Below are 24,062 nucleotides of genomic sequence, written 5' to 3' on the forward strand. Positions count from 1 at the left end.
ATCAAAAGTCCTTCCAAATTACATATTTTAGTTCGATGAATCCCAATTTTCTACAAACTCCCGTAGCATATCTTAAAGGTGTTGGTCCAAACAGAGCCGATGCCCTTAAGTCCGAATTGGGCATTGAAACGTTTAAAGACCTATTGCACCTCTTTCCCAATCGATATTTGGACAAAACCAGTTATTACAAAATAAATCAACTGCAGCCCAGTGGTGCCGATGTTCAAGTCATAGGAAAATTGGTTCACATTAAAATAGTAGAACAAAAAAGAGGAAAACGTTTAGTAGCCTCCTTTGTGGACGAAACAGGACAAATGGACCTCGTGTGGTTTAGAGGGCATAAATGGATCAAGGAAAATTTAAAACTGAACGAACCCTACGTGGTTTTTGGTAAAGTAAACAAGTACGGAAGCACATTCTCCATGCCCCACCCCGAAATGGAAACCCTACAAAAGCATCAACAGGGATTAAAATTGGCCATGCAGCCCATCTACCCCTCAACTGAAAAATTGAGCAACAAGGGTATCACCAACAGAGTCATTGGTAAAATGATCCAACAGTTGTTTTTGGAGTGCAAGGGACAATTTCCAGAATCGTTATCGCCTTCAATTTTGGACGAGTTAAAGTTGATCACTAAAAGTGCCGCACTATTCAATATTCATTTTCCAAAAAATCAAGAATTATTGGCCAAAGCACGGTTTCGTTTAAAGTTTGAAGAGTTGTTTTTCGTCCAATTGCGACTCATTTCTCAAAATTTACGAAGAAAGCAAAAAATTAAGGGGATGCCGTTCGGTAATGTGGGCGAAAAATTTACTGAATTCTTTGAAAACCACCTGCCTTTTGAACTCACCAATGCCCAAAAAAGAGTTATCAAAGAAATTCGGGGCGATTTGGGCAGCAACGCCCAAATGAATCGATTGTTACAAGGCGATGTGGGCTCCGGTAAGACGATTGTAGCATTGATGTGCATGCTCTTGGCCATCGACAACGGTTTCCAGACTTGCCTGATGGCTCCCACTGAAATATTGGCTACGCAGCACTACAATGGACTTAAGGAACTTTTGGCCAACATGGATATTAAGATTGCCTTACTGACGGGGTCCACCAAAAAATCCGAACGCACCTTGCTCCACAATCAATTGGAGAATGGCAATTTGAACATTCTCGTTGGCACCCATGCTGTTTTGGAAGACAAAGTACAGTTCCAAAACCTTGGTTTGGCCATTGTGGACGAGCAGCACCGATTTGGCGTTGCACAGCGTTCCAAACTGTGGCACAAAAATCAGATACCGCCCCACATATTGGTAATGACGGCGACCCCTATTCCAAGAACTCTAGCCATGAGCCTATATGGCGATTTGGATATTTCGGTGATCGATGAATTGCCACCTGGCAGAAAACCAATCAAAACCGTGCACCGTTATGACAGTAACCGATTAAAAGTATTTGGATTCATCAAAGATGAAATTAAAAAAGGGAGACAGATCTATATAGTTTACCCATTGATCCAAGAATCCGAAGCACTGGATTACAAAGATTTGATGGATGGCTACGAAAGCATTGTTCGTGATTTTCCGCAACCCGACTATCAGATTTCGATAGTGCACGGCAAAATGAAGCCTGCCGACAAAGACTACGAAATGGAACGTTTTGTGAAAGGTGAAACCCAGATCATGATTGCCACCACGGTCATCGAAGTAGGTGTGAATGTTCCCAATGCATCCGTTATGATCATTGAGAGCGCGGAGCGATTTGGGCTTTCCCAATTGCACCAACTTCGTGGTCGTGTTGGACGAGGTGCTGAACAAAGTTTCTGTATTTTAATGACGAGCCATAAACTATCCGAAGATGCTAAAACCCGTTTACAGACGATGGTGGGAACCAATGATGGTTTCAAAATTGCAGAGGTTGACCTTAAGCTTCGCGGTCCAGGGGATTTAATGGGCACCCAACAAAGTGGCATGCTAAATCTTAAGATTGCGGATATCGTCAAGGACAATCAAATCCTAAAAACCGCTCGTTATCACGCCGTTCAATTACTTAAACAAGACCCAAGACTCGAAAAAGCAGAAAATGCACCTATTCTCAACGCCTATTCCAAGATGATGGCCAATAAAACCATTTGGAATTATATTAGTTGAAACCGATTAGGTTTGTAATCCAAAGTTGAAATTAACAATCGCCCCTACTTTGTTATAAATTGAAAATCAATCTCTAAGATTTGTTAACTTTAATTACTACAGCTTGAAATTGCGGTTGAACATCGTAATTTTACACGAACAGAAAATCATTTTTACATACAAATTTTAACTTTGTAGGCTTACAAATTATTGAAGACACAATGAGCAAGACACTATTTGATAAAGTTTGGGATTCCCACGTGGTAAAGCATATCGAGAATGGTCCAGATGTACTCTTCATCGACCGACATTTGGTACATGAAGTAACGAGCCCCGTAGCATTTTTAGGATTGAAAAACAGAGGTATTAAAGTATTGTACCCGGAACGTACTTTTGCAACCGCCGACCACAATACCCCGACCTTAAACCAACACTTGCCAGTAAAAGACCCATTGTCCGCCAATCAATTAAGGGCTTTGGAGGAAAATGCCACCGCACATGATATTCCATATTGGGGGCTTGGACATAAGAAAAACGGAATCGTACACGTAATAGGCCCAGAGAACGGGATAACCGTACCAGGAGCCACCATTGTTTGTGGAGATTCACACACCTCTACGCACGGAGCCTTCGGTGCCATTGCTTTTGGTATTGGTACCAGTGAGGTAGAAATGGTGCTGTCCACGCAATGTATTATGCAGCCCAAACCCAAAAGTTTGCGCATCAATGTAAATGGAGAATTGAGTGAAGCCGTTACCCCGAAGGATGTAGCCCTTTTCATCATTTCCAAATTATCTACTTCCGGTGCCACAGGCTATTTTGCAGAATATGCCGGAGATGTCTTCAAAAATATGTCCATGGAAGGCCGTATGACGGTTTGTAACCTAAGTATTGAAATGGGTGCCCGTGGTGGTATGATTGCTCCAGATGAGAAAACTTTTGACTATGTTGAAGGAAGAGAATACACTCCAAAAGGAAAAGATTGGGACAAAGCAATGGAATACTGGAAAACCCTGTATTCTGACGAAGATGCGGTCTTTGATAAAGAAGTAACTTTTGATGCCAGTGAAATAGAGCCTATGATCACTTTTGGCACCAATCCAGGAATGGGCATGGGTATAAGTAACAACATCCCTTTTGCAGACACTATTGATGGAGCCAAAGCCACTTACAAAAAGTCGTTGGAATACATGGATTACAATGAAGGTGAACCTATGGTGGGTAAACCTATAGACTTTGTTTTCCTTGGAAGCTGTACCAATGGTAGGATTGAAGATTTTAGAGCCTTTACTTCCATCATCAAAGGAAGAAAAAAAGCCGACAACGTAACCGCTTGGTTGGTTCCAGGCTCCCATAAAGTTGAAGATGCCATTAAAAAAGAAGGTATTTTGGATATTCTTACGGAAGCTGGTTTTGAATTGAGAGAACCCGGTTGTTCCGCTTGTTTAGCCATGAACGACGACAAGGTTCCTGCTGGAAAATATGCCGTGAGCACCTCCAACAGAAACTTTGAAGGTAGACAAGGTCCTGGAGCTCGTACTTTACTTGCTAGTCCTTTAGTAGCCGCAGCAGCAGCCGTAACCGGAAAAGTAACCGACCCAAGAGAGTTAATGAACGAGGAGGTTTTAGCTTAACAACAAACAATGAGTACAGTTAACAATAGACAATCCATTGTTAATTGATAATTGAAAACTGATAATTGAAAAAAGATGGCTTACGATAAATTCAACATATTAAAAAGTTCAGCGGTACCATTACCCATTGAAAACGTGGATACCGACCAGATTATCCCTGCACGATTCCTTAAAGCTACCGAGCGTAAAGGATTTGGCGACAACTTGTTCCGTGATTGGAGATACAATCCAGATGGAACACCCAAAGAGCAATTTGTATTGAACAACCCCATATACTCTGGAAAGATATTGGTTGGAGGCAAAAACTTTGGATCAGGTTCTTCAAGAGAGCACGCTGCTTGGGCCGTTTACGATTATGGTTTCCGTTGTGTTGTTTCTAGTTTCTTTGCGGATATATTTAGAGGTAACTGTTTAAACATAGGTGTACTTCCCGTTCAAGTAAGCGCTGAGTTTTTGGACAAAATTTATAAGGCGATTGAAGCCGACCCAAAAACCGAATTGGAAATCAGTCTACCAGAACAAAAGATTACCATTTTGGCCACAGGTGAAAGCGAAAGCTTCGACATCAATGATTACAAAAAGGACAATATGCTCAATGGTTTTGATGATATCGACTATTTGTTGAACATCCAAGAGGATATTGAAAAATACGCCGAAAACACGCCTTTATAAGCTATTGGTCGGAACACTACGGCAGAAAACATGAAAACACGCACCATAGAAATTATGGACACCACCCTTAGGGATGGTGAACAAACATCAGGGGTATCTTTTTCTGCATCGGAAAAACTCACCTTGGCCAAGCTCCTCATTGAAGAACTTCAAGTAGACAGGATTGAGGTTGCCTCTGCCCGTGTTTCCGAAGGAGAACTGCAAGCAGTTAAAAACATTACAGATTGGGCCGCCTCGGAAGGTTATTTGTCCAAAGTGGAGGTATTGACATTTGTGGACAATGGTGTGTCGCTTAAATGGATGCAAGAGGCAGGTGCAAAAGTTCAAAATTTACTCACCAAAGGTTCATTGAACCATTTAACACATCAACTTAAAAAGACTCCAGAACAGCATTTTGCAGAAATAGAAAACACTATTTCAGAAGCTCAAAAACTTGGAATAGAAACCAATGTGTATTTAGAAGATTGGAGCAACGGAATGCGAAATTCCAAGGACTATGTTTTACAGTATTTGGACTTTTTGACCAAACAGCCTGTAAAGCGGATTTTGTTGCCCGATACATTAGGGATTCTAACACATACAGAATCAAGTGTGTTCCTAAAGGAAATCATTGAAAGATATCCTAATACGCATTTTGATTTTCACGGTCATAACGATTACGATTTAAGTGTTGCAAATGTTATGGAAGCCCTAAAAGCTGGAGCACACGGATTGCACCTCACCGTAAATGGAATGGGCGAACGCGCAGGTAACGCACCTCTTGCAAGTGCTGTTGCCGTAATCAATGATTTTTTACCTGAAATTAAAATCGGAGTAAAGGAATCATCTCTTTATAAAGTAAGTAAATTGGTTTCTGCATTCACGGGATTCAGTATACCTGACAATAAACCTATCGTAGGTGACAATGTATTTACCCAAACAGCTGGAATACATGCAGATGGAGACAGTAAAAAGAATCTTTACTTTAACGATTTACTGCCCGAGCGATTTGGCAGAAAACGTAAATATGCCCTAGGTAAAACATCTGGGAAAGCCAATATTCAAAAGAATCTTCAAGAACTTGGCTTGACCTTGAACGATAACGAACTGAAAAAGGTTACAGAGCGAATCATTGAACTTGGAGATAAAAAAGAACGCGTTACCAAAGACGATTTACCGTATATCATTTCCGATGTGTTGGACAGCAACCTACATCAGCAAAAAGTGTTTGTGAAGTCCTATGTGCTTACCCACTCGAAAGGATTAAAACCCTCCACTACCCTTTCCATTGAAATTGAAGGCAAAACATATGAAGAAAATGCGCAAGGAGATGGACAATTTGATGCGTTTATCACAGCATTGAAAAAAGTATATAAAAAAGAGGGGCGGGAATTACCAAAATTGGTGGATTATGCTGTTAGAATCCCTCCGGGAAGTAACTCCGATGCATTGTGCGAAACTGTGATAACATGGCAAACGCAGGAAAAAGATTTCACTACACGTGGTCTGGATTCAGACCAAACGGTATCCGCCATAAAAGCCACGGAGAAAATGTTGAATCTCGTATAACGACCTATTGATAATTATATATTGAAAACTGATAATTGAAGAAATGAAATTAAACATAGCACTCTTGGCCGGAGATGGAATTGGCCCAGAAGTAATCGACCAAGCTGTAAAAGTATCCGATGCCGTAGCTGCAAAGTACGGACATGAAATAAACTGGACACCTGCCCTCACTGGAGCCGCCGCCATTGATGCCGTAGGCGAGCCATACCCAGATGAGACCCACGAAGTGTGTGCAACCGCAGATGCTGTACTTTTTGGAGCTATTGGCCATCCACGTTTTGACAATGACCCCTCAGCTAAAGTACGTCCAGAACAAGGGTTACTGAAAATGCGTCAGAAATTAGGTTTGTTTGCCAACGTGCGTCCAACCTTTACTTTTCCATCATTAATAGATAAATCCCCATTAAAGAGAGAACGTATCGAAGGTACGGACCTAATTATTCTTAGAGAATTGACAGGTGGGGTGTATTTTGGTGAAAGAGGCAGGAAAGATGATAGTAACACTGCTTTTGACACCATGACCTACCAACGTTTCGAAATACAACGTTTGGCAAAAAAAGGTTTTGAAATGGCCATGAAGCGTGGTAAAAAATTATGTTGTGTGGACAAGGCCAATGTTTTGGAATCTTCCCGTTTATGGAGAGAGACCGTACAAGCCATGGAAAAGGATTATCCAGAAGTAGAAGTGTCCTACGAATTTGTGGATGCCGTTGCCATGAGATTGATTCAATGGCCCAAGGGCTACGACGTAATCATAACCGCCAACCTTTTTGGCGACATTTTAACTGATGAAGCCTCCGTTATTTCGGGTTCTATGGGACTAATGCCGTCTTCTTCATTAGGTAGTGATGTTTCACTGTACGAACCCATTCACGGTTCCTATCCGCAAGCAACAGGTAAAGATATCGCCAACCCATTGGCCACGATTCTATCGGCCGCAATGTTGTTTGAAGATAAAAACCTTACAGAGGAAGCTCAAGCTATTAGAGATGTGGTCAACAAATCTTTAGCCGAAGGTATTGTTACCGAAGACCTTGCCGAAGGAGGGAAAGCATACAAAACCAGCGAAGTTGGTGATTGGTTGGCCAAGAATATTTAATCAAACCGAGAAATCGTTCCAAAACACAGATGCATCATTCTGAATTTATTTCAGAATCTCATCATTTGGGAACCTGAAAGAAGTTCAGGTTGACGTTGACCCTATTTTAAAGAGTTTTTCAAAAACAAGGAAGCCCGAGCAAACAAAGTACTCGGGCTTTTTCTTTATGATCTCTCATCAGATATTTTTTTCACACGTTCGTACTCCATCGTGATGACACTGATCAGATCATTGCAAAAGTCTTTCTCACTACAAAATATAATCCGTACTCAAGAAGTTGCTCACTTTAGCCTCCATCAATTGTTCTACCGTTTGGGTATTCAAATCATTGTCTTTAAAAGCCACAAAGGTTCTTATGGAAAAAGACCTTAGCGCATCGTGCACGCTCAAAGTGGACTGTGCCGAGTCTTTCCTGCCAGTGAACGGATACACATCTGGACCTCTTTGGCAAGAACTGTTCAGATTTACCCGGCATACCAAGTTGGCCAAGGTATCGATAAGCGGTGACAGCGTGTAAACATCTTTTCCGAACAAACTTACTTGCTGCCCGTAGTTAGATTCGGCCATGTCATCCAAAGGTTCTTCAATCTCTTTAAAAGAAAGTACCGGGATTATTGGCCCAAACTGTTCTTCTTGATAAACCCGCATATCCTTGGTAACAGGATACAGCACAGCCGGCCATATGTAATTATCAAAATGCTTGCCCCCTTTTTTGTTGATAATTTTTGCTCCTTTAGCGAGTGCATCATCCAACAATTCTTGAATGTAAGCTGGCTTATCCGATTCCGGAAGCGGTGTAAGATTAACCCCTTCATCCCATGGGTTGCCAAATTTCAATCCGTCCACTTTCTCTGCAAAGCGTTTCAAAAATTCATCCTTAACATCATCGTGAACATATACCACTTTTAGTGCGGTACAGCGTTGCCCATTAAAGGACAATGTACCCGAAATACATTCGTTTATGGTCAAATCCAATTCGGCATCGGGCAATACGATGGCCGGGTTTTTGGCTTCCAAGCCCAAAACCAAACGCAATCTATTACTTTTTGGATGCTGCTCCTGTAAGGCATTGGCAGATTTACTGTTTCCAATCAAAGCCAATACATCAACCTTTCCTGTTTTCATAATAGGCGCTGCTACGGCTCTTCCCCGACCAAACAGGATATTTACCACTCCTTTGGGAAAACTACTCTGAAAAGCCTCTAAAAGTGGTGTAATCAACAAAACTCCATGCTTTGCAGGCTTAAAAATGGTTGTGTTCCCCATAATAATGGCCGGAATCAATAAAGCAAAGGTTTCATTTAATGGGTAATTGTATGGACCAAGGCATAAAACCACTCCCAATGGACCCCTGCGAATATGGGCGTAGACACCATCATGCTTCTGAAACTTGGCAGCATCACGATCTAGTTGTTTATAATCCTCAATAGTATCATAAATATACTCAACGGTACGATCAAATTCCTTGTAAGAGTCAGGTTTGGATTTACCTATCTCCCACATCAAAAGTTTTACTACTTCCTCTCGCTTCCCCTCCATCTTCTTCACAAAGGTTTCCATACATTCTATACGGTCCTTAACTTTCATTGTAGGCCAAAGCCCCTGACCTTTATCGTATGCAGCTAAAGCGGCATCCAAAGCATCCAGTGCTTCAGGTTCTCCCATATCTGGAACGCTGCCCAAAGTAGTTGGGGCATATTCCTCTGTAGATGATATTGTAGAAATTACAGGACTTGTAGCTCCTTCCCATTGGCGCAATTCCCCATTGACCAAATAGGTTTTCTCATGTATTTCTTCCGTGATTTGAAATGCCTCAGGAATTGATGCTTTAATTGTTGCCATTGATTGTTGTTTTAAGTGGTTAGTGTTGAATAAATCGGTCGATCATTCTATACAAAACTAACATAAAAATGAATGAAAACATCTTAGTTTTCAATCCATTAGTAACGAAAACGTTGGAGAACACAGTTTATAAGAATGATACTCGAAATTGTTGGTGTCATCACACCAAATACTGAAAAAGATGAGGTTTGTCGTTCAAATAATCCCCGTAAAAATTATTGTCTTTCATACGCTGAACCAATGGCTCCAAATCTTCCGGTGATTTAAGCTCAACACCAACGATTGCCGGTGCATTTTCCCTACTCGATTTTTTAGAATATTCAAAATGGGTAATGTCATCCGTAGGACCTAGAATGTCCGCTACAAATTCCTTAAGTGCGCCTGGGCGTTGTGGAAACTTAACAATGAAATAGTGCTTTAGTTTCGCATATAATAATGCCCGTTCTTTGATTTCGGCTGTACGGGTAATATCGTTATTGCTTCCACTTATGACACAAACTACATTTTTCCCTTTTATCTCTTCTTTAAAATAGTCAAGCGCAGCTATGGTCAAAGCTCCTGCTGGTTCTACCACAATGGCATCCCGATTGTACAGATTAAGGATGGCTTGGCACACTTTTCCTTCGGGAACGGTTATCATCTTATGCAGATAATCTCTACATATGGGATATGTTAATGCACCTACCTTTTGAACGGCGGCCCCATCGATAAACTTATCTATCTTTTCAAGTTCCACCAATTCACCTTTTTCAATGGATTTGAGCATGGAGGGTGCACCTTCGGGCTCTATACCAATGATTTTTGTGTCTGGTGACAAGGCTTGGAACGCACCACATAATCCGGAGGCCAATCCTCCACCGCCAACGGCAACAAAAACAAAATCAATGGGCTCCGTGGATTGTTTAAGAATTTCCAATCCTACAGTTGCCTGACCTTCTATGGTTTTTTCATCATCAAACGGGTGTACGAATGTTTTGCCTTCAGCTTCACAGAATATTTGGGCGGCTTTTTTGGAGTCATCAAAAGTATCGCCTTCCAAAACCACATCTACCCACTCCCCACCAAACATTTTGGTCTGGTCTATTTTCTGTTTCGGGGTCACTACGGGCATGTAAATGGTTCCTTTTACCTTCAAATGACTACATGCAAAGGCAACACCTTGCGCATGGTTTCCTGCACTTGCGCAGACAACTCCACTATCCAATTGTATTTGGGAGAGGGAGCTTATCTTGTTATAGGCTCCACGTATTTTATAGCTCCGTACCCTATGAAGATCTTCCCGTTTTAGTAGAATATTGGCCCCATAAGTTTTGGAATAGCGGATACTTTGCTGCAAAGGAGTTTCTTCTGCCACCTGGGCGATAGTCTTTGCTGCTAAATAAATATCCGCTATTTGCGGAAAATAAATTTCCACAGTTTCACTCATAGGGCCAATGGTTTTGTTTTATCCGATTGGCTTCATGGCCGTCATCGAAGCACGCAATCTAGCACCAACAACTTCTACATCGTGCTCTCGGATGGCTTGGTTTACTGCGATCAGTTTTACGTTATCCACACCGGTGTCTTTTCCCTCACCAAAGTGTTTTCCAATGATATCGGTATCCACTTGCTTCATAAAGTCGGTTAAAAGTGGCTTACAAGCGTGATCGAACAGGTAACATCCATACTCGGCAGTATCGGAAATAACACGGTTCATCTCAAATAATTTTTTTCTTGCGATTGTATTAGCAATCAATGGGGTCTCGTGCAATGATTCGTAATATGCAGATTCACCTATAATTCCAGACTCTGTCATGGTTTCATACGCCAATTCTACTCCAGATTTCACGAAAGCGACCATTAACACTCCATTGTCATAATATTCTTGTTCAGAGATTTCCATGCTGCCTGCGGGAGTTTTCTCAAATGCGGTCTCCCCTGTTTCGGCTCTCCAATCCAATAGGTTTTTATCTCCATTATCCCAATCTTCCATCATGGTCTTGGAAAAGTGTCCGCTCATAATATCGTCCATATGTTTTTCGAACAATGGACGCATGATCACTTTTAACTCTTCTGCCAAATCAAAAGCTTTGATTTTTGCCGGATTGGACAAACGGTCCATCATATTGGTGATACCTCCTTGTTTTAATCCCTCTGTGATGGTTTCCCATCCGAATTGAATCAATTTTGAGGCATATGCTTCATCCACACCTTTTTCCACCATTTTATTGAAAGAAAGGATAGATCCTGTTTGCAACAAACCACAAAGAATGGTCTGCTCCCCCATCAAATCCGATTTAACTTCTGCCACAAAAGATGATTCCAAAACTCCTGCCTTGTCGCCACCAGTTCCGGCTGCGTAGGCTTTGGCTTGCTCCAAACCTTTTCCTTCCGGGTCATTTTCTGGGTGAACGGCAATTAACGTTGGCACACCGAATCCTCTTTTGTACTCTTCACGCACCTCAGAACCTGGGCTTTTTGGCGCTACCATGATCACGGTTATGTCTTCTCGCACCTGCATTCCCTCTTCAACGATGTTAAAACCATGGGAATACGAAAGTGTAGCTCCTTTTTTCATCAAAGGCATTACTGCACTAACCACTTTGGTGTGCTGCTTGTCTGGAGTAAGATTGATCACTAAATCAGCATCAGGAATCAATTCTTCGTAGGTGCCTACGGTAAAATTGTTCTCTGTTGCATTTTTATAGGATTGCCTTTGTTCTTTGATTGCGGCCTCACGTAAGGTGTATGACACATCCAAGCCGGAATCGCGCATGTTCAACCCTTGGTTTAATCCTTGGGCGCCACAGCCAACTATTACAATCTTTTTTCCTTTTAAAGCGGTAACACCGTCAGCAAACTCGCTGGAATCCATAAATCTACATTTTCCCAACTGGGTCAGTTGTTCGCGAAGTGATAGTGTGTTAAAGTAATTTGCCATTTTTGATATTTGATTTTTAACTGTTTAGTGTTTTTATAATTCTTGTAACATTTCGGATATGGGCATCGTAGCTTTTGAAACCGCTATACGACCCGACCGCACAAACTGCATAATTCCGTAAGGCTCCAATGCCGCGTGCATTTCATCAATCTCGTGCTTGCGACCTGTTTTTGCCAAAGCAAAAAAATCTCGACTTACCGTTACGATCTGTGCGTTGCTTTCTTTGATTATATTTTGAATCTGACGTTCATCAAACAATAAATGCGATGCAATTTTAAATAAAGCAGATTCTTGGTAAATGGTCTCATCATCGGTATGATAAAACGCTTTTATAACCTCTATCTGCTTTTCAATCTGACCAACAATTTTACGCGTCCATTCTTCTGTTGTATACACTACAATTGTGAATTTAGATACGCCTTTTATTTCTGATTTTGAAACGTTTAAGCTTTCTATGTTAATATGTCGCTTTAAGAATATCCCTGATATTCTGTTAAGCAATCCTACGTGATTTTCGGAATACACCGATATGGTATACCATTGTTTTTCCATAATATTCATTGCTCTTGCACCTTTTCAGATTGAGTGGAATATTTTCCCTTGTTTCAAAATTGATGCGTATTTGTTTTATTTTAATCTGATGTCGGAAACTGAAGCTCCAGATGGAATCATCGGGAATACGTTATCTTCCTTTTCCACCTTCACTTCTAAAAAATAAGGATCTTTGGACGCCATCATTTCTTCAACTGCTTCTTTCAAATCTTCACGTTCTGAAACCCTTCTGGATTTAATATGATATCCCTCTGCTATTTTTACAAAATCCGGATTGGTCATTACCGTGGAAGCGTACCTTCTTTCAAAAAACAATTCTTGCCATTGACGTACCATTCCCAAGTGTTCGTTGTTCAACACCACGATTTTCACAGGTACATTATGCTGAAATATGACACCTAACTCTTGAATGGTCATTTGATAGCCACCGTCACCGATTATTGCAACCACTTCGCGGTCCATTGCACCCATTTTGGCCCCAATGGCCGCAGGTAGCCCAAATCCCATAGTACCCAATCCACCAGATGTTATATTACTCTTGGATTGTTTGAACTTGGCATAGCGACAAGCAATCATTTGATGCTGTCCCACATCGGAAACAATTACCGCCTTTTGTCCAGAGGCAACATTGATTTTCTCAATCACTTCTCCCATGGTCAACCCTTCTTTGGTTGGGTGAATATCTTTATCAATCAATGTATCGTATTCTTTTTGATACATTTTATCGAACTCGCCTTTCCAAGCTGTATGCTCTTTTTTGTCCACTAAAGGCAATACCATTTCCAAGGTTTCCTTCGCATTGCCCAGCACAGCAACATCCGCTTTAACATTTTTGTTGACTTCTGCAGGGTCTATCTCAAAATGAATGACTTTGGCCTGCTTTGCATATGAATCTAAATTTCCTGTTACCCTATCATCAAAACGCATTCCTATGGCTATAAGCAGATCACATTCGTTGGTAAGCATATTAGGAGCATAATTTCCATGCATACCTACCATACCCACATTCAATGGATGTTCGGTGTCCAATGCCGAAAGCCCTAAAATAGTCCAAGCTGCTGGAATCCCCGTTTTTTCCACAAAGGCTTTGAACTCCGTCTCTGCCTCTCCTAAAATTACACCTTGACCAAATACAATAAATGGCTTTTTAGCACTATTGATCAATTCGGCCGCTTTTTCTATACTACTGGGCTCGGCTTTTGGAACAGCATTATAGCTTCTTACGCCTGTGCATTTTTCATATACAAAATCAAGTTCATCGAATTGTGCATTTTTGGTAATATCCACCAAAACAGGCCCTGGTCTACCAGATCGAGCTATATAAAATGCCTTAGCCATTATTTCAGGAATTTCTTCCGCTCTGGTTACCTGATAATTCCATTTGGTCACTGGAGTTGAAATACCAACAATGTCCGTTTCCTGAAAGGCATCTGAACCCAGCAAGTGTCTTGGCACTTGCCCTGTAATGCATACCATTGGAGTGGAATCTATCTGGGCATCGGCTATTCCCGTAACCAAATTTGTAGCTCCAGGCCCAGAAGTTGCCATAGCGACTCCTACTTTTCCCGTTACCCTGGCATAACCTTGGGCGGCATGGGTAGCGCCTTGCTCATGACGTGTTAATATGTGTGTGAGTTTATCTTGAAATTTATATAACTCATCATAAACGGGCATAATGGCTCCTCCTGGATATCCATATATCAAATCAACTCCCTCAGCCAGCAAGCAATGAATAATGGCCTCTGCACCTGATATCCTGATTGCTTTTTCTTTCTTACTATCTTTTTTTTGTGCTTTTAATGTCTCCATAAGCCAGTATTTAGGGAGATACCCCTATAATTATTGTTAAAACAAATCGGTAACACAGCCTTTTGATGCAGATGATACCGTTTTGGCATATTTATATAAACTTCCCGATTTAATTTTTAATTCAGGTTGTTTCCATTCTTTTTTCCGTTGCTCATATTCTTCGTCCGAAATATTGATATTGATGGTATTGTTAATCGCATCAATTGTTATTTCATCACCATTCTTGACCAATGCGATTCCTCCTCCTACTTGAGCTTCGGGAGAAACATGCCCCACCACAAAACCATGTGAACCGCCGGAAAACCTACCATCGGTAATCAAAGCAACATCTTTACCCAATCCAGCACCCATGATGGCGGATGTAGGTTTTAGCATTTCGGGCATTCCAGGGGCGCCTTTGGGTCCTTCGTAACGAATAACCACCACATCACCTTTTTGCACTTTACCTGTATGGATTCCTTCGTTAACAGCGGTTTCACTATCAAAAACGCGAGCGGTTCCCGTAAACTCCAATCCTTCTTTACCCGTAATTTTAGCAACCGCACCTTCAGAGGCCAGGTTACCATATAAAATTCGGATGTGCCCGGTTTCCTTTATTGGCTGATCTTTTTTTCTGATGATATCCTGACCCTCGACCAAGTCTGGGGCACCTAACAGATTCTCTGCCAAGGTTTTTCCTGTGACAGTTATACAATCACCATGAAGCATTCCTTCCTTGAGCATATATTTTAATACGGCAGGAACACCGCCCACATTGTGTAGGTCTTCCATCAAATATTTGCCACTAGGTTTTAAATCTGCCAACAACGGTGTTGTTTCACTAATCCTTGTAACATCTTCCAAAGTAAAATCTACCTCAGCGGCATGTGCAATTGCCATAAAATGCAATACTGCATTTGTGGAACCACCTAGCACGGTAACCAACCTAAAGGCATTTTCCAAGGATTTTTTGGTAACAATATCCCTTGGTTTAATATCTTCTCTCAACAAGTTGTACAAAGCTGCACCCGATGCTTCACAATCCGTTTGTTTTTTATCATTTACAGCAGGGATAGAAGAGTTAAAAGGCATGGACATTCCCATGGCTTCAATGGCAGACGCCATCGTATTGGCTGTGTACATTCCTCCGCACGCCCCTGCCCCGGGACAAGCTTTATGTATCACCTCTTTATATTCGGTTTCTCCAATGGCGCCTGCGACCTTTTGTCCGTAAGCCTCAAAGGCCGAAATAATATCAAGTTTTTTATTGTTATGACACCCTGGTGCAATGGTCCCTCCGTATACTAAAATTGACGGTCGGTTCAACCTTAATTGTGCCATTAGGGCTCCGGGCATATTTTTATCGCAGCCAACTACCGTTACCAATCCATCATAACTCATGGCGTGGACAACAGTTTCAATGGAATCCGCAATAATATCCCTTGAGGGCAACGAGTATCGCATTCCTGGGGTACCATTCGAAATACCATCGCTCACCCCTATTGTATTGAATATAAGTCCGACCAAATTAGAAGACTCTACTCCTTTTTTTACATCGAGCGCTAATTTGTTCAAATGCATGTTGCATGGGTTACCTTCGTATCCCGTACTTGCAATTCCTATTAACGGTTTTTGTAGATCTTCATCTGTTAACCCAATCGCGTGCAACATGGCTTGTGCTGCTGGTAGTGTTGGGTCCTGTGTTACCTTTTTACTAAACTTGTTCAATTCCATTGTCAAATTTCATTCAAATACAGAGTTCTTCTGAATTTATACTGTAATTCAAAGATAAATGTTTAAAAAGCCTTAGATTTTTAACAGTTACCTGCTATTTAAATCCACTGGAAACATAATAAACATAAATGTTTGTAATTCAGTTTTTTAACTTAATTAAAAATCCAATATTCAATTAAATTTATTGCAAATGAAAAGGCCTGTATCGTATGGGATACAGGCCTTTTAAGTCAAAAGCAAGTCTGTATCACCCCGATATTGGGACAATAATGACTTCTACTATGACTATGTTATTTCTTTTCATACTTCAATAGTACAAAAAATAAAGAGTCTTTAAAACCAAAAATAAAAATTGTTTCTAAACTAATTTAAACAAAAGTTCGTCCCCATACTTTTTCTGAGCCAGTACAGAAATGGATTCTTCGGAAAGTTGTAAAATTCTAGGATACCCTCCCGTTGTTTGACCATCTTTCATTAAAATGATTAGGCGGCCTGCAGGGGTAAGCTGAATGGTGCCTGGTAAAGTTCCCGAGGTCAGCATGGAATGTGAGTGTCCTGCTATTAATTCCGAAAGTTGATAGGCCATTCTATTGTTCTCTTTGGATACCGTAAAAGCTTTTGTGAATATTTCTGCGAGTTGACCATCGGACAACAACGAAAACTCCGGCCCCTTGTACACTTTTAGTGTATTTTGTCCAAAATGCTCCTCAATTTTAACTTCAGATATTTTTGGTTTGTAGGCTAGCGTCTTATTATATGGTATCTGGGCACCAACCGTAATCCTTGATTTTTTAGTGACAGGATAAAACTGAGATCGACTGTTGAGCAATTTCTCGGTTTGAATACCATCTTTTATGGCCAAATACCCCCTAAAACCTACTTCCAATCTTCCGTAGGTTAAAATATCGCCCTTTTCAACCTTAACTATTTTGTAATTATCAATCGTTTCGTTATTAAGCGTTGCGGCAATATGGGCTCCGGCCAAACAGATATAGGTAGGCTCTTCAAATTGAAGCGTAGGGCCCGTCATGGTGATTTCCAACACAGCTTCATTCTCATCATTATCCAATAACAAATTGGCTTTTTTGACAGATGCCACGTCCATCGCACCAGAAATGGGTACGCCAATATCACGATACCCATACCTACCAAGGTCTTGGATGGTCAAATAAAGGCCGGTTTTTAACACTTTAAGCATTTAATACAACTTTTTCGGGTTCGTAAATACCCACTTCACCTTCAATCTTATGGAGTTCGTATTCTGCTTTAGATATGTTCTCAAACTGTATTTTATCTCCCACTTTCACAAAACAAGGGTCTTTTTTAGTTGGGTCGAACAAGTCAACAGGACAATTCCCTATAATGTTCCATCCTCCAGGTGATTCTTGGGGATAAATTCCTGTTTGTTTGCCTGCCAATCCTACTGAACCCTTCTGTACTTTCAATCTCGGTTCAGCTCTACGGGGAATTTCCAAAGATGACGGAAGCCCGCCCAAATACATAAATCCGGGCAAAAACCCGATACCATAGACCACATATTGATGGGAAGTATGCTGACCAATCAATTCTTCTATCGAGAGACCCAGTGTTTTGGCCGCCTCTTCGATATCCATTCCAAACTCAAGGTCATAGCAAACGGGTAAGGTCCATAAATGCTGAATTCGCTCTGTTTTAGATTTGGCCTGTTTATCGTGACAGTCTAGAATTATGTTTTTGGTCTTTTCAAAATCAATATGGTCTTTGTTATAGACCATGGTCAAGGAGTTATATGCAACTGACATTTCCCAGCCGGGAATTTTCAGCCCTTTAAAAGCATCCATAAAATCGAGGATGTCCGCCAAAATGGATTCACTTACCTTATTGGGCCATTCTACTAAAACAGCTCGTTCTCCAAAGGGTTTGATGCTGATGGGGTAACTTTTCATTTTTGTATTTGCACCTGGTTCTTGGCTAATTCTGCTGAAAGATACATCAATATTTTTAAGGCTGAAACCGTATCGCCGTGTATACAAAGTGTATTTGCATATATTTTCATGGATTCGTTATTTATCGAAATCACCTCATTTTTTTTTATGATGGGTAAAATATGCTGTAACACTTTTTCGGGTTTTTCAATAACGGCATTATCTTTTTTCCTGGAGACCAGTGTAAGATCAGAATGATAATTTCTGTCTGCAAAGGCCTCATACCAAACCCTGAATCCACGTTCGTTAGCCATCTTTGCGATCACCGAACCAAAAGGAACATAGAGTATGGCATCATTCCTATACGTAGCAATAGCATCCAAATATACCCTTGCCAACTGCTCATCTTTAGCTGTTTGATTATATAGTGCCCCATGGGCTTTGATATGGTGCAAAGTACTATTTTCTTGTTCCAAAATCTTATCAAAATCCTCCAGTTGCTTTCTTAGGCTGTGTATTAGGTCTTGTTCAGAAATATCCATCACCTCTCTACCAAAATTTGGTTTGTCAGGATAAGATGGGTGTGCCCCAATTTTTAACCCATGTGTTCTGGCGAGTGAAGCTACCCTAACCATGGTTTCTTCATCTCCTGCATGACCTCCACAGGCAATATTGCAGGAGCTTATATATGGAAAAATATCCGTCTCGTTTTCTACTCCTTCACCAACATCACAGTTAATATCTATCTTAAACGCATCCATTTACAATAATCCAATTACTTTAAATATGCTTTTAGCACCCAAAAACACAGCAAATAACACAATTGCCACACCAAAGATGTTTTGTAACGTGGTATTTCTGTTTTTGCCCATAACCGATTTTTTATTTACGATCCACAAGAGCAATAATGCCATTACAGGAAGTAAGATTCCATTGGCGACCTGTGCAAATAAAATAACTTCAATAGGTTTTATATCAAAAGAAAGAAATAGGACACCACATAAAAGTACTAAGAACCAAACCATTTTAAATTTTTTGCTTTGCATGCCTCCTTTCCAACCAAAACAACTGCTTGCCACATAAGCTGCCGCCAAGGGAGCTGTTATGGCAGAGGTGATTCCTGCGGCCAATAGCCCTATTGCCATAAAATAAACCGCCATTTTACCGAATAAAGGTTCCAAGGCCTTTGCCATATCCAACGCGTGGTTAATGTCTGAAATTGGTGCCGCCGACGCGGTAATCAATATAGCAATGGATACTAGCCCGCCAAGGGCAAGGGATACTGTCGTGTCCCAATTCACCGCTTTAAGGTCTTTAATGGAGTTCCATTTTTCCTTAACCAACGATGCGTGCAAAAAGAGGTTGTAAGGTACTACGGTTGTGCCCACTAGAGCGATTACCGTAAGTAAACTGTCCTCGGGTAAACGTGGCACAAACATTCCTTTTAATATTCCTGTTATAGAAGGTTTGGTGATTATTGCACAGATAACGAAACTCACACCCATTATCCCAACGAGAGCAACAAATATTTTTTCCAATACTTTATAATTACTGAACCAAAGCAATAAAAATATAACTGCACCTACAATGGCTGGCAAAAAAGATTTTAATTGTTTCTGTGGCAAGAGTTGTTCCAATCCGAGGGTTGCACCACCAATATTACCTGCTTCATATGCCGCATTTCCCACTAAAATAGCTCCCAACACAACGGCTATAACTACATTGCGAACCCATGGCGTTTGCAATTCGGTGCGCACTACATCCACCAATCCATTTTGTGTGACAAGTCCTATTCTGCCAGCCATACCCTGTAGTACTATGGTTGCTATAATGGATATCAGCAATGCCCAAATCAGAGCGTATCCGAATTTTGCACCTGCCAGAGTACACATTGTTATAGTTCCGGGGCCAACAAAAGCTGCTGCGACCAGAACACCTGGTCCTATTTTTTTAAACATTGGTTATTTGGTTTTGTGGGATTAAATTAAAAGTATATCAGAACAAAACATGCATTTCATCCAAAAAAATGCATTTGGTCTAAAAGTGGAATGTAGTACATCGAATTTTTATACGAATTCAAAAAACTCAAAGTTATAATAGTCCCAAATCATACTTAGACCTAAACTTGACAAAAACTTATGACATGTAAGGATTGTGGCAAAGACATAAATCACCATCAACATAAAGAATCAATAGGATCTTTAGGTGTTCAGCTCTGCGAACGACATACACGGCTTATAAAAAAGGTAATACTGGACAATAATACACCGGTCGATGCCATTCATTTATTCTATGCTTTAAAAGAAGCTGGAGTTCATCCGATGTTGGAATGGTGGGATGGCAAAAAGTCCGTAGATATAGCCATTTCACGTGTCAAACTCAATATAGAGATTGACAAAAACTATAATATGATAACACACGAACAAGCCATAAACGACCTTGAAGATGCCATGCATTCTTTTAAAAACGGTTTCACCACCATTAGAATACCCCATTTGGCCATTAAATATTATTTGGATGAAACGGTGGAAAATATCCTGGGTATCATCTCTGGATTAAAAGCTAATATCAAAGCTATTTAGTTACAGAATTGGTAGTTGTTTACTTGTTTGTTCTCCTTGTATTCCATGATATTGATAACTATAGTGTCCTCACCAATATTTTCCAGATCGTTCACATAATTTTTCCCTCTATTCTCGAAATATTCGGTATCACCAGGGTTTAGTTTAATCATGTCAATTTTTCCATTTCCATAATGGGTAATCGCCAACCCTCCCGTGGTACAAACCCAACCATAATTGGTACTGTGCTTTCTAAAATTAAGTCGTTCCCCCGCAAGGAGATATAAGTCCCAAAGCTTAATGTTCTCGTTCTCGAACACCAATCTATTGCTCAAAGACTCTTTTATTTCCTGATGTAACAACTCGTCAATCTTCTCTTGTTCCCAAGTATCAAAATTGCCAGTTGGGTTCAACTCTACAAATTGCATACCCTCTTTTTTAGAAAAGCTTGCAAATGTATACCTCAACATACTAAAGTACAGTACCTTATTCAAACTTTAACAAAAAACAACATGTATATATTGTTTTGACTTCTTTTTCCTACGTAATTATTGCCTTTGCAGGTGTTTCCTTGTGCTTTTTTGAATAAAGAAATTATGTAAACAAGTGGCATTCTGACTTTTTTACATAATTTGCAGTTATTACTTTGACCAAGAATAACCAACGACCTTATCCAAAAGCCAACTTTAAAAAAACAACCATGAGAAAATTACTTCTTGCTATTGTGTCCATTATTGCCATTTTCGCCGGAATTATTATCGTAAAGACCTTGTCTCTAAACTCCCATCAAGTAGACTCCGATCCATTGGAGCAATTGGATATTCCCGATATGGCAGTTCAAAATTTGGCAAGTGCAGTGCAGTACAAAACCATTTCCTTTAGCGAAGACGCAATTCCGGACTCTACAGCCTTTAATGGTTTTCATCAGTTTTTAAAAGATACTTACCCATTAGTGCATGAAAATCTGAAATTAGAGAAAATCAACGAATACAGTCTGCTATATACATGGGAAGGTTCCGATTCCACTAAAAAACCTATCATACTCCTTTCCCACCAAGATGTAGTTCCCGTGGACCAGCCTACGATAAAGGATTGGGAAGCAGGACCGTTTGAAGGAAAAATTACAGACAGTCACATAATTGGCAGGGGAACCATGGACGATAAAAGTTCCCTAATGGCACTCATGGAATCGGTGGAATTGTTACTAGGAGAATCATTTACACCTAAGCAAACCATTTATTTGGCCTTTGGTCACGATGAAGAACTAGGAGGGGAAAACGGAGCCAAAGCAATTGCAGCCTATTTAAAAGAAAAAGGCATTCAAGCAGCAATGACTTTGGATGAAGGTGGTTTTTTAGCTGACCAAATGGTTCCCGGAATAGATAAAACCGTTGCCATGGTAAACTTATCAGAAAAGGGTTACGCGTCTTTTAATTTAATAGTGGAAACAGGTGGCGGTCATAGTTCAGCTCCACCGGAAAAAAACACTTTGGGTATGTTGGCCCAGGCCATTGTGGACCTTGAAAACAATCAACTGCCCTATAAATTGGTGAAACCTATCGATTATCAATTTAAATATATGGGTGCAGAAATGCCTTTTATCAAAAAAATGGCCTTTGCCAATCCATGGCTTTTTAAAGGCCCCGTGCTAAAAGCGTTGAATGCACATACCACAACAGCACCAACGATTATTGAAGGCGGCGTAAAAGACAATGTAATACCAACAATGGGCAAGGCAACCATTAACTTTAGGATCCTACCGGGTGAAACCATTGAATCGGTAAAAGAACATATTCAAAATACTATTGACGATGGCATCAAGGTGGAATTGGCTGGCTTTGCCACAAATCCATCCCCTGTTTCCGGTATCGACTCAGATGCTTTCAAAAACCTTGAAAAAACCATACGCTCCGTATTTCCTGAATCGGTAGTGGTGCCCGGTTTAATCGGAGGTGGAACGGACGCAAGATATTTTTATGATGTATCGGATGACGTGTACCGGTTCTACCCAATTCGAGTTGGACCGGATAGCATGACTAGGTTCCATGGCATTGATGAAAAACTAAGTATTGATAATTACAAGGAGATGATCACATTTACCTACTACCTGATTAAAAGATTTAATTAGGTTTACCCCAACCAACCTTCCCGATCCAAACTCCGGTATTGTATGGCTTCGGAGATATGGGTTTCCGTAATATGTTTGGATTGTTCCAGATCGGCAATAGTACGCGATACTTTTAAAATTCTGTCATAAGCCCTTGCGGAAAGATTAAGACGTTGCATAGCATCCTTTAAAAGATTTTTGGAGGATTCGCTCAGCTTGCAAAATTCTCTGATATGTTTGGTGCCCATTTGAGCGTTGTAGTGTGTCCCTTCAAACTTTATGAATCTCTTTGTTTGAATTCCCCTTGCCACTTCCACTCTCTTTCTGATTAAGGTACTGCTCTCCCCTTTCCGTTCTTCGGATAATTTTTCAAAAGGTACGGGAGTTACTTCAATATGAATATCGATCCTATCCAATAATGGCCCCGATATTTTTCCCAAGTAACGTTGCATTTCGGCAGGAGATGAGGTTACTGGTGCATCCGGGTCGTTAAAATAGCCTCCAGGGCTCGGATTCATACTCGCAACCAACATAAAACTACTTGGATAGGTCACTGTAAACTGCGCCCGAGCTATGGTTACTTCCCTATCTTCTATTGGCTGCCTCATTACTTCCAGAACACGTCGCTCAAACTCTGGTAGTTCATCCAAAAACAAAACACCATTATGCGATAGGGAGATTTCTCCTGGTTGTGGATAACTCCCCCCTCCTACCAATGCCGCAGAACTAATTGTGTGATGTGGATTTCTAAAAGGCCTCTGACTCATCAACCCTTTGTTCTTGACCTTGCCAACAACGCTATGAATTTTAGTGGTTTCCAGAGCTTCATGGAGTGTCATCGGCGGCAAAATAGATGGTAATCGCTTTGCCAACATCGTCTTTCCCGCTCCTGGTGGACCAATTAAAATTATATTATGCCCGCCTGCAGCGGCAATTTCCATACATCGTTTTATGCTTTCCTGTCCTTTTACATCGGCAAAATCAAATTCGGGCATATGGAGGTGCTCATAAAATTCTTTCCTAGTATCCACTATGGTTCTTTCCAAAGGAGCACCTGAATCAAAAAAGTCGATGACCTCTTTAATGTTTTCTACTCCATATACTTCCAAACCATCCACAACCGCAGCTTCATTTGCATTTTCCTTGGGTAGGATAAATCCTTTATAACCTTCCTCGCTGGCCTTTATGGCAATGGGCAGAGCACCTTTAATCGGCTGCAAACCTCCATCCAAAGAAAGTTCGCCCATAATTAAATAATCATCAATGTTTTCTGATTTAATTTGATTGGAAGCTGCCAAAATACCAATGGCCAAGGTAAGGTCATAAGCAGAACCCTCCTTTCTTAAATCGGCAGGAGCCATGTTGATGGTGATTTTTTTGCCGGGAATTCGATATCCGTTGTTTTGGAGTGCGGCGGCTATCCGAAAATTGCTTTCCTTAATGGCGTTATCGGGCAGTCCGACCAAATGGTATCCCACACCTTTATCAATATTTACCTCAACAACTATAGTTGTTGCCTCGATACCAAAGACGGCACTACCGTAAACCTTTATGAGCATATGGAGTTTCTACTTGAATAAG

General features: G+C 40.7%; 19 protein-coding genes. 7 read left to right on the plus strand and 12 right to left on the minus strand.

Going from position 1 to position 24,062, the window contains the following annotated elements; translation table 11 throughout:
* Positions 1 to 35: 35 nt before the first annotated feature.
* The 5 genes from recG (at position 36) to leuB (ending at position 7,073) form a co-directional block, all read left to right on the plus strand.
* A complete protein-coding gene (gene recG / locus MWU56_RS03425; RefSeq protein WP_247043693.1) occupies positions 36 to 2,141 on the plus strand; it encodes an ATP-dependent DNA helicase RecG in 2,106 nt (701 codons plus the stop codon).
* Positions 2,142 to 2,341: 200 nt separating this feature from the next.
* Complete coding sequence (gene leuC / locus MWU56_RS03430) at positions 2,342 to 3,754, plus strand: 3-isopropylmalate dehydratase large subunit (RefSeq protein ID WP_247042270.1); 1,413 nt, start codon at positions 2,342 to 2,344, stop codon at positions 3,752 to 3,754.
* Positions 3,755 to 3,829: 75 nt separating this feature from the next.
* Positions 3,830 to 4,426, plus strand: coding sequence for a 3-isopropylmalate dehydratase small subunit (gene leuD / locus MWU56_RS03435; protein WP_247042272.1), 597 nt, complete (start codon positions 3,830 to 3,832; stop codon positions 4,424 to 4,426).
* A 30-nt stretch (positions 4,427 to 4,456) separates the two neighbouring features.
* A complete protein-coding gene (locus MWU56_RS03440; protein WP_247042274.1) occupies positions 4,457 to 5,974 on the plus strand; it encodes an alpha-isopropylmalate synthase regulatory domain-containing protein in 1,518 nt (505 codons plus the stop codon).
* A 43-nt stretch (positions 5,975 to 6,017) separates the two neighbouring features.
* Positions 6,018 to 7,073: a 3-isopropylmalate dehydrogenase gene (gene leuB / locus MWU56_RS03445; RefSeq protein ID WP_247042276.1), complete on the plus strand. Its 1,056-nt coding sequence runs from the start codon at positions 6,018 to 6,020 to the stop codon at positions 7,071 to 7,073.
* 249 nt (positions 7,074 to 7,322) lie between these two features.
* On the opposite strand, the gene MWU56_RS03450 is transcribed toward leuB, so the two are convergent.
* The 10 genes from MWU56_RS03450 to MWU56_RS03495 form a co-directional block, all read right to left on the minus strand.
* Positions 7,323 to 8,915, minus strand: coding sequence for an NADP-dependent glyceraldehyde-3-phosphate dehydrogenase (locus MWU56_RS03450; protein WP_247042278.1), 1,593 nt, complete (start codon positions 8,913 to 8,915; stop codon positions 7,323 to 7,325).
* Between the two features lie 160 nt (positions 8,916 to 9,075).
* Complete coding sequence (gene ilvA, locus MWU56_RS03455) at positions 9,076 to 10,341, minus strand: threonine ammonia-lyase (RefSeq protein WP_247042280.1); 1,266 nt, start codon at positions 10,339 to 10,341, stop codon at positions 9,076 to 9,078.
* Positions 10,342 to 10,359: 18 nt separating this feature from the next.
* The gene (gene ilvC, locus MWU56_RS03460; RefSeq protein WP_247042282.1) at positions 10,360 to 11,835 is read right to left on the minus strand and encodes a ketol-acid reductoisomerase; all 1,476 of its coding nucleotides are present in this window, start codon (positions 11,833 to 11,835) and stop codon (positions 10,360 to 10,362) included.
* Between the two features lie 33 nt (positions 11,836 to 11,868).
* Entirely contained in the window at positions 11,869 to 12,387 is a 519-nt protein-coding gene (gene ilvN / locus MWU56_RS03465; protein ID WP_247042286.1) for an acetolactate synthase small subunit, read from the minus strand.
* Between the two features lie 75 nt (positions 12,388 to 12,462).
* Positions 12,463 to 14,196 (minus strand): biosynthetic-type acetolactate synthase large subunit, encoded by a 1,734-nt coding sequence (gene ilvB, locus MWU56_RS03470; RefSeq protein WP_247042288.1) that lies wholly within the window; start codon positions 14,194 to 14,196, stop codon positions 12,463 to 12,465.
* 36 nt (positions 14,197 to 14,232) lie between these two features.
* A complete protein-coding gene (gene ilvD / locus MWU56_RS03475) occupies positions 14,233 to 15,909 on the minus strand; it encodes a dihydroxy-acid dehydratase (RefSeq protein ID WP_247042296.1) in 1,677 nt (558 codons plus the stop codon).
* 358 nt (positions 15,910 to 16,267) lie between these two features.
* Positions 16,268 to 17,107 (minus strand): biotin-dependent carboxyltransferase family protein, encoded by an 840-nt coding sequence (locus MWU56_RS03480; protein WP_247042297.1) that lies wholly within the window; start codon positions 17,105 to 17,107, stop codon positions 16,268 to 16,270.
* Positions 17,100 to 17,834 carry a 5-oxoprolinase subunit PxpB gene (pxpB, locus tag MWU56_RS03485; protein WP_247042298.1) on the minus strand — a complete coding sequence of 245 codons (735 nt, stop codon included), beginning with the start codon at positions 17,832 to 17,834 and terminating at the stop codon, positions 17,100 to 17,102. The genes MWU56_RS03480 and pxpB overlap by 8 nt, the downstream gene beginning before the upstream one ends.
* Positions 17,831 to 18,574, minus strand: a complete 744-nt coding sequence (gene pxpA / locus MWU56_RS03490) for a 5-oxoprolinase subunit PxpA (RefSeq protein WP_247042299.1) — start codon at positions 18,572 to 18,574, stop codon at positions 17,831 to 17,833. Before pxpA ends, pxpB begins: the two co-directional genes overlap by 4 nt.
* Positions 18,575 to 19,771: an Nramp family divalent metal transporter gene (locus tag MWU56_RS03495; protein WP_247042300.1), complete on the minus strand. Its 1,197-nt coding sequence runs from the start codon at positions 19,769 to 19,771 to the stop codon at positions 18,575 to 18,577. It lies immediately after the preceding gene.
* A 180-nt stretch (positions 19,772 to 19,951) separates the two neighbouring features.
* On the opposite strand from MWU56_RS03495, the gene MWU56_RS03500 reads away from it, so the two are divergent.
* Entirely contained in the window at positions 19,952 to 20,395 is a 444-nt protein-coding gene (locus MWU56_RS03500) for a hypothetical protein (RefSeq protein ID WP_247042302.1), read from the plus strand.
* Here the strand turns inward: MWU56_RS03500 and MWU56_RS03505 are convergent.
* Entirely contained in the window at positions 20,392 to 20,802 is a 411-nt protein-coding gene (locus MWU56_RS03505; protein ID WP_247042304.1) for a hypothetical protein, read from the minus strand. The two genes, MWU56_RS03500 and MWU56_RS03505, sit on opposite strands and share 4 nt — an antisense overlap.
* Before the next feature lie 272 nt (positions 20,803 to 21,074).
* Between MWU56_RS03505 and MWU56_RS03510 the strand changes: the two genes are divergently transcribed.
* Positions 21,075 to 22,502, plus strand: a complete 1,428-nt coding sequence (locus MWU56_RS03510) for a M20 family peptidase (protein WP_247042305.1) — start codon at positions 21,075 to 21,077, stop codon at positions 22,500 to 22,502.
* Positions 22,503 to 22,504: 2 nt separating this feature from the next.
* Here MWU56_RS03510 and MWU56_RS03515 read toward each other — a convergent pair whose 3' ends face one another.
* Positions 22,505 to 24,040 carry a YifB family Mg chelatase-like AAA ATPase gene (locus MWU56_RS03515; RefSeq protein WP_247042307.1) on the minus strand — a complete coding sequence of 512 codons (1,536 nt, stop codon included), beginning with the start codon at positions 24,038 to 24,040 and terminating at the stop codon, positions 22,505 to 22,507.
* Positions 24,041 to 24,062 lie beyond the last annotated feature (22 nt).

The organism is Allomuricauda sp. F6463D (genome assembly GCF_023015965.1).
Taxonomy (GTDB): Bacteria; Bacteroidota; Bacteroidia; order Flavobacteriales; family Flavobacteriaceae; genus Flagellimonas.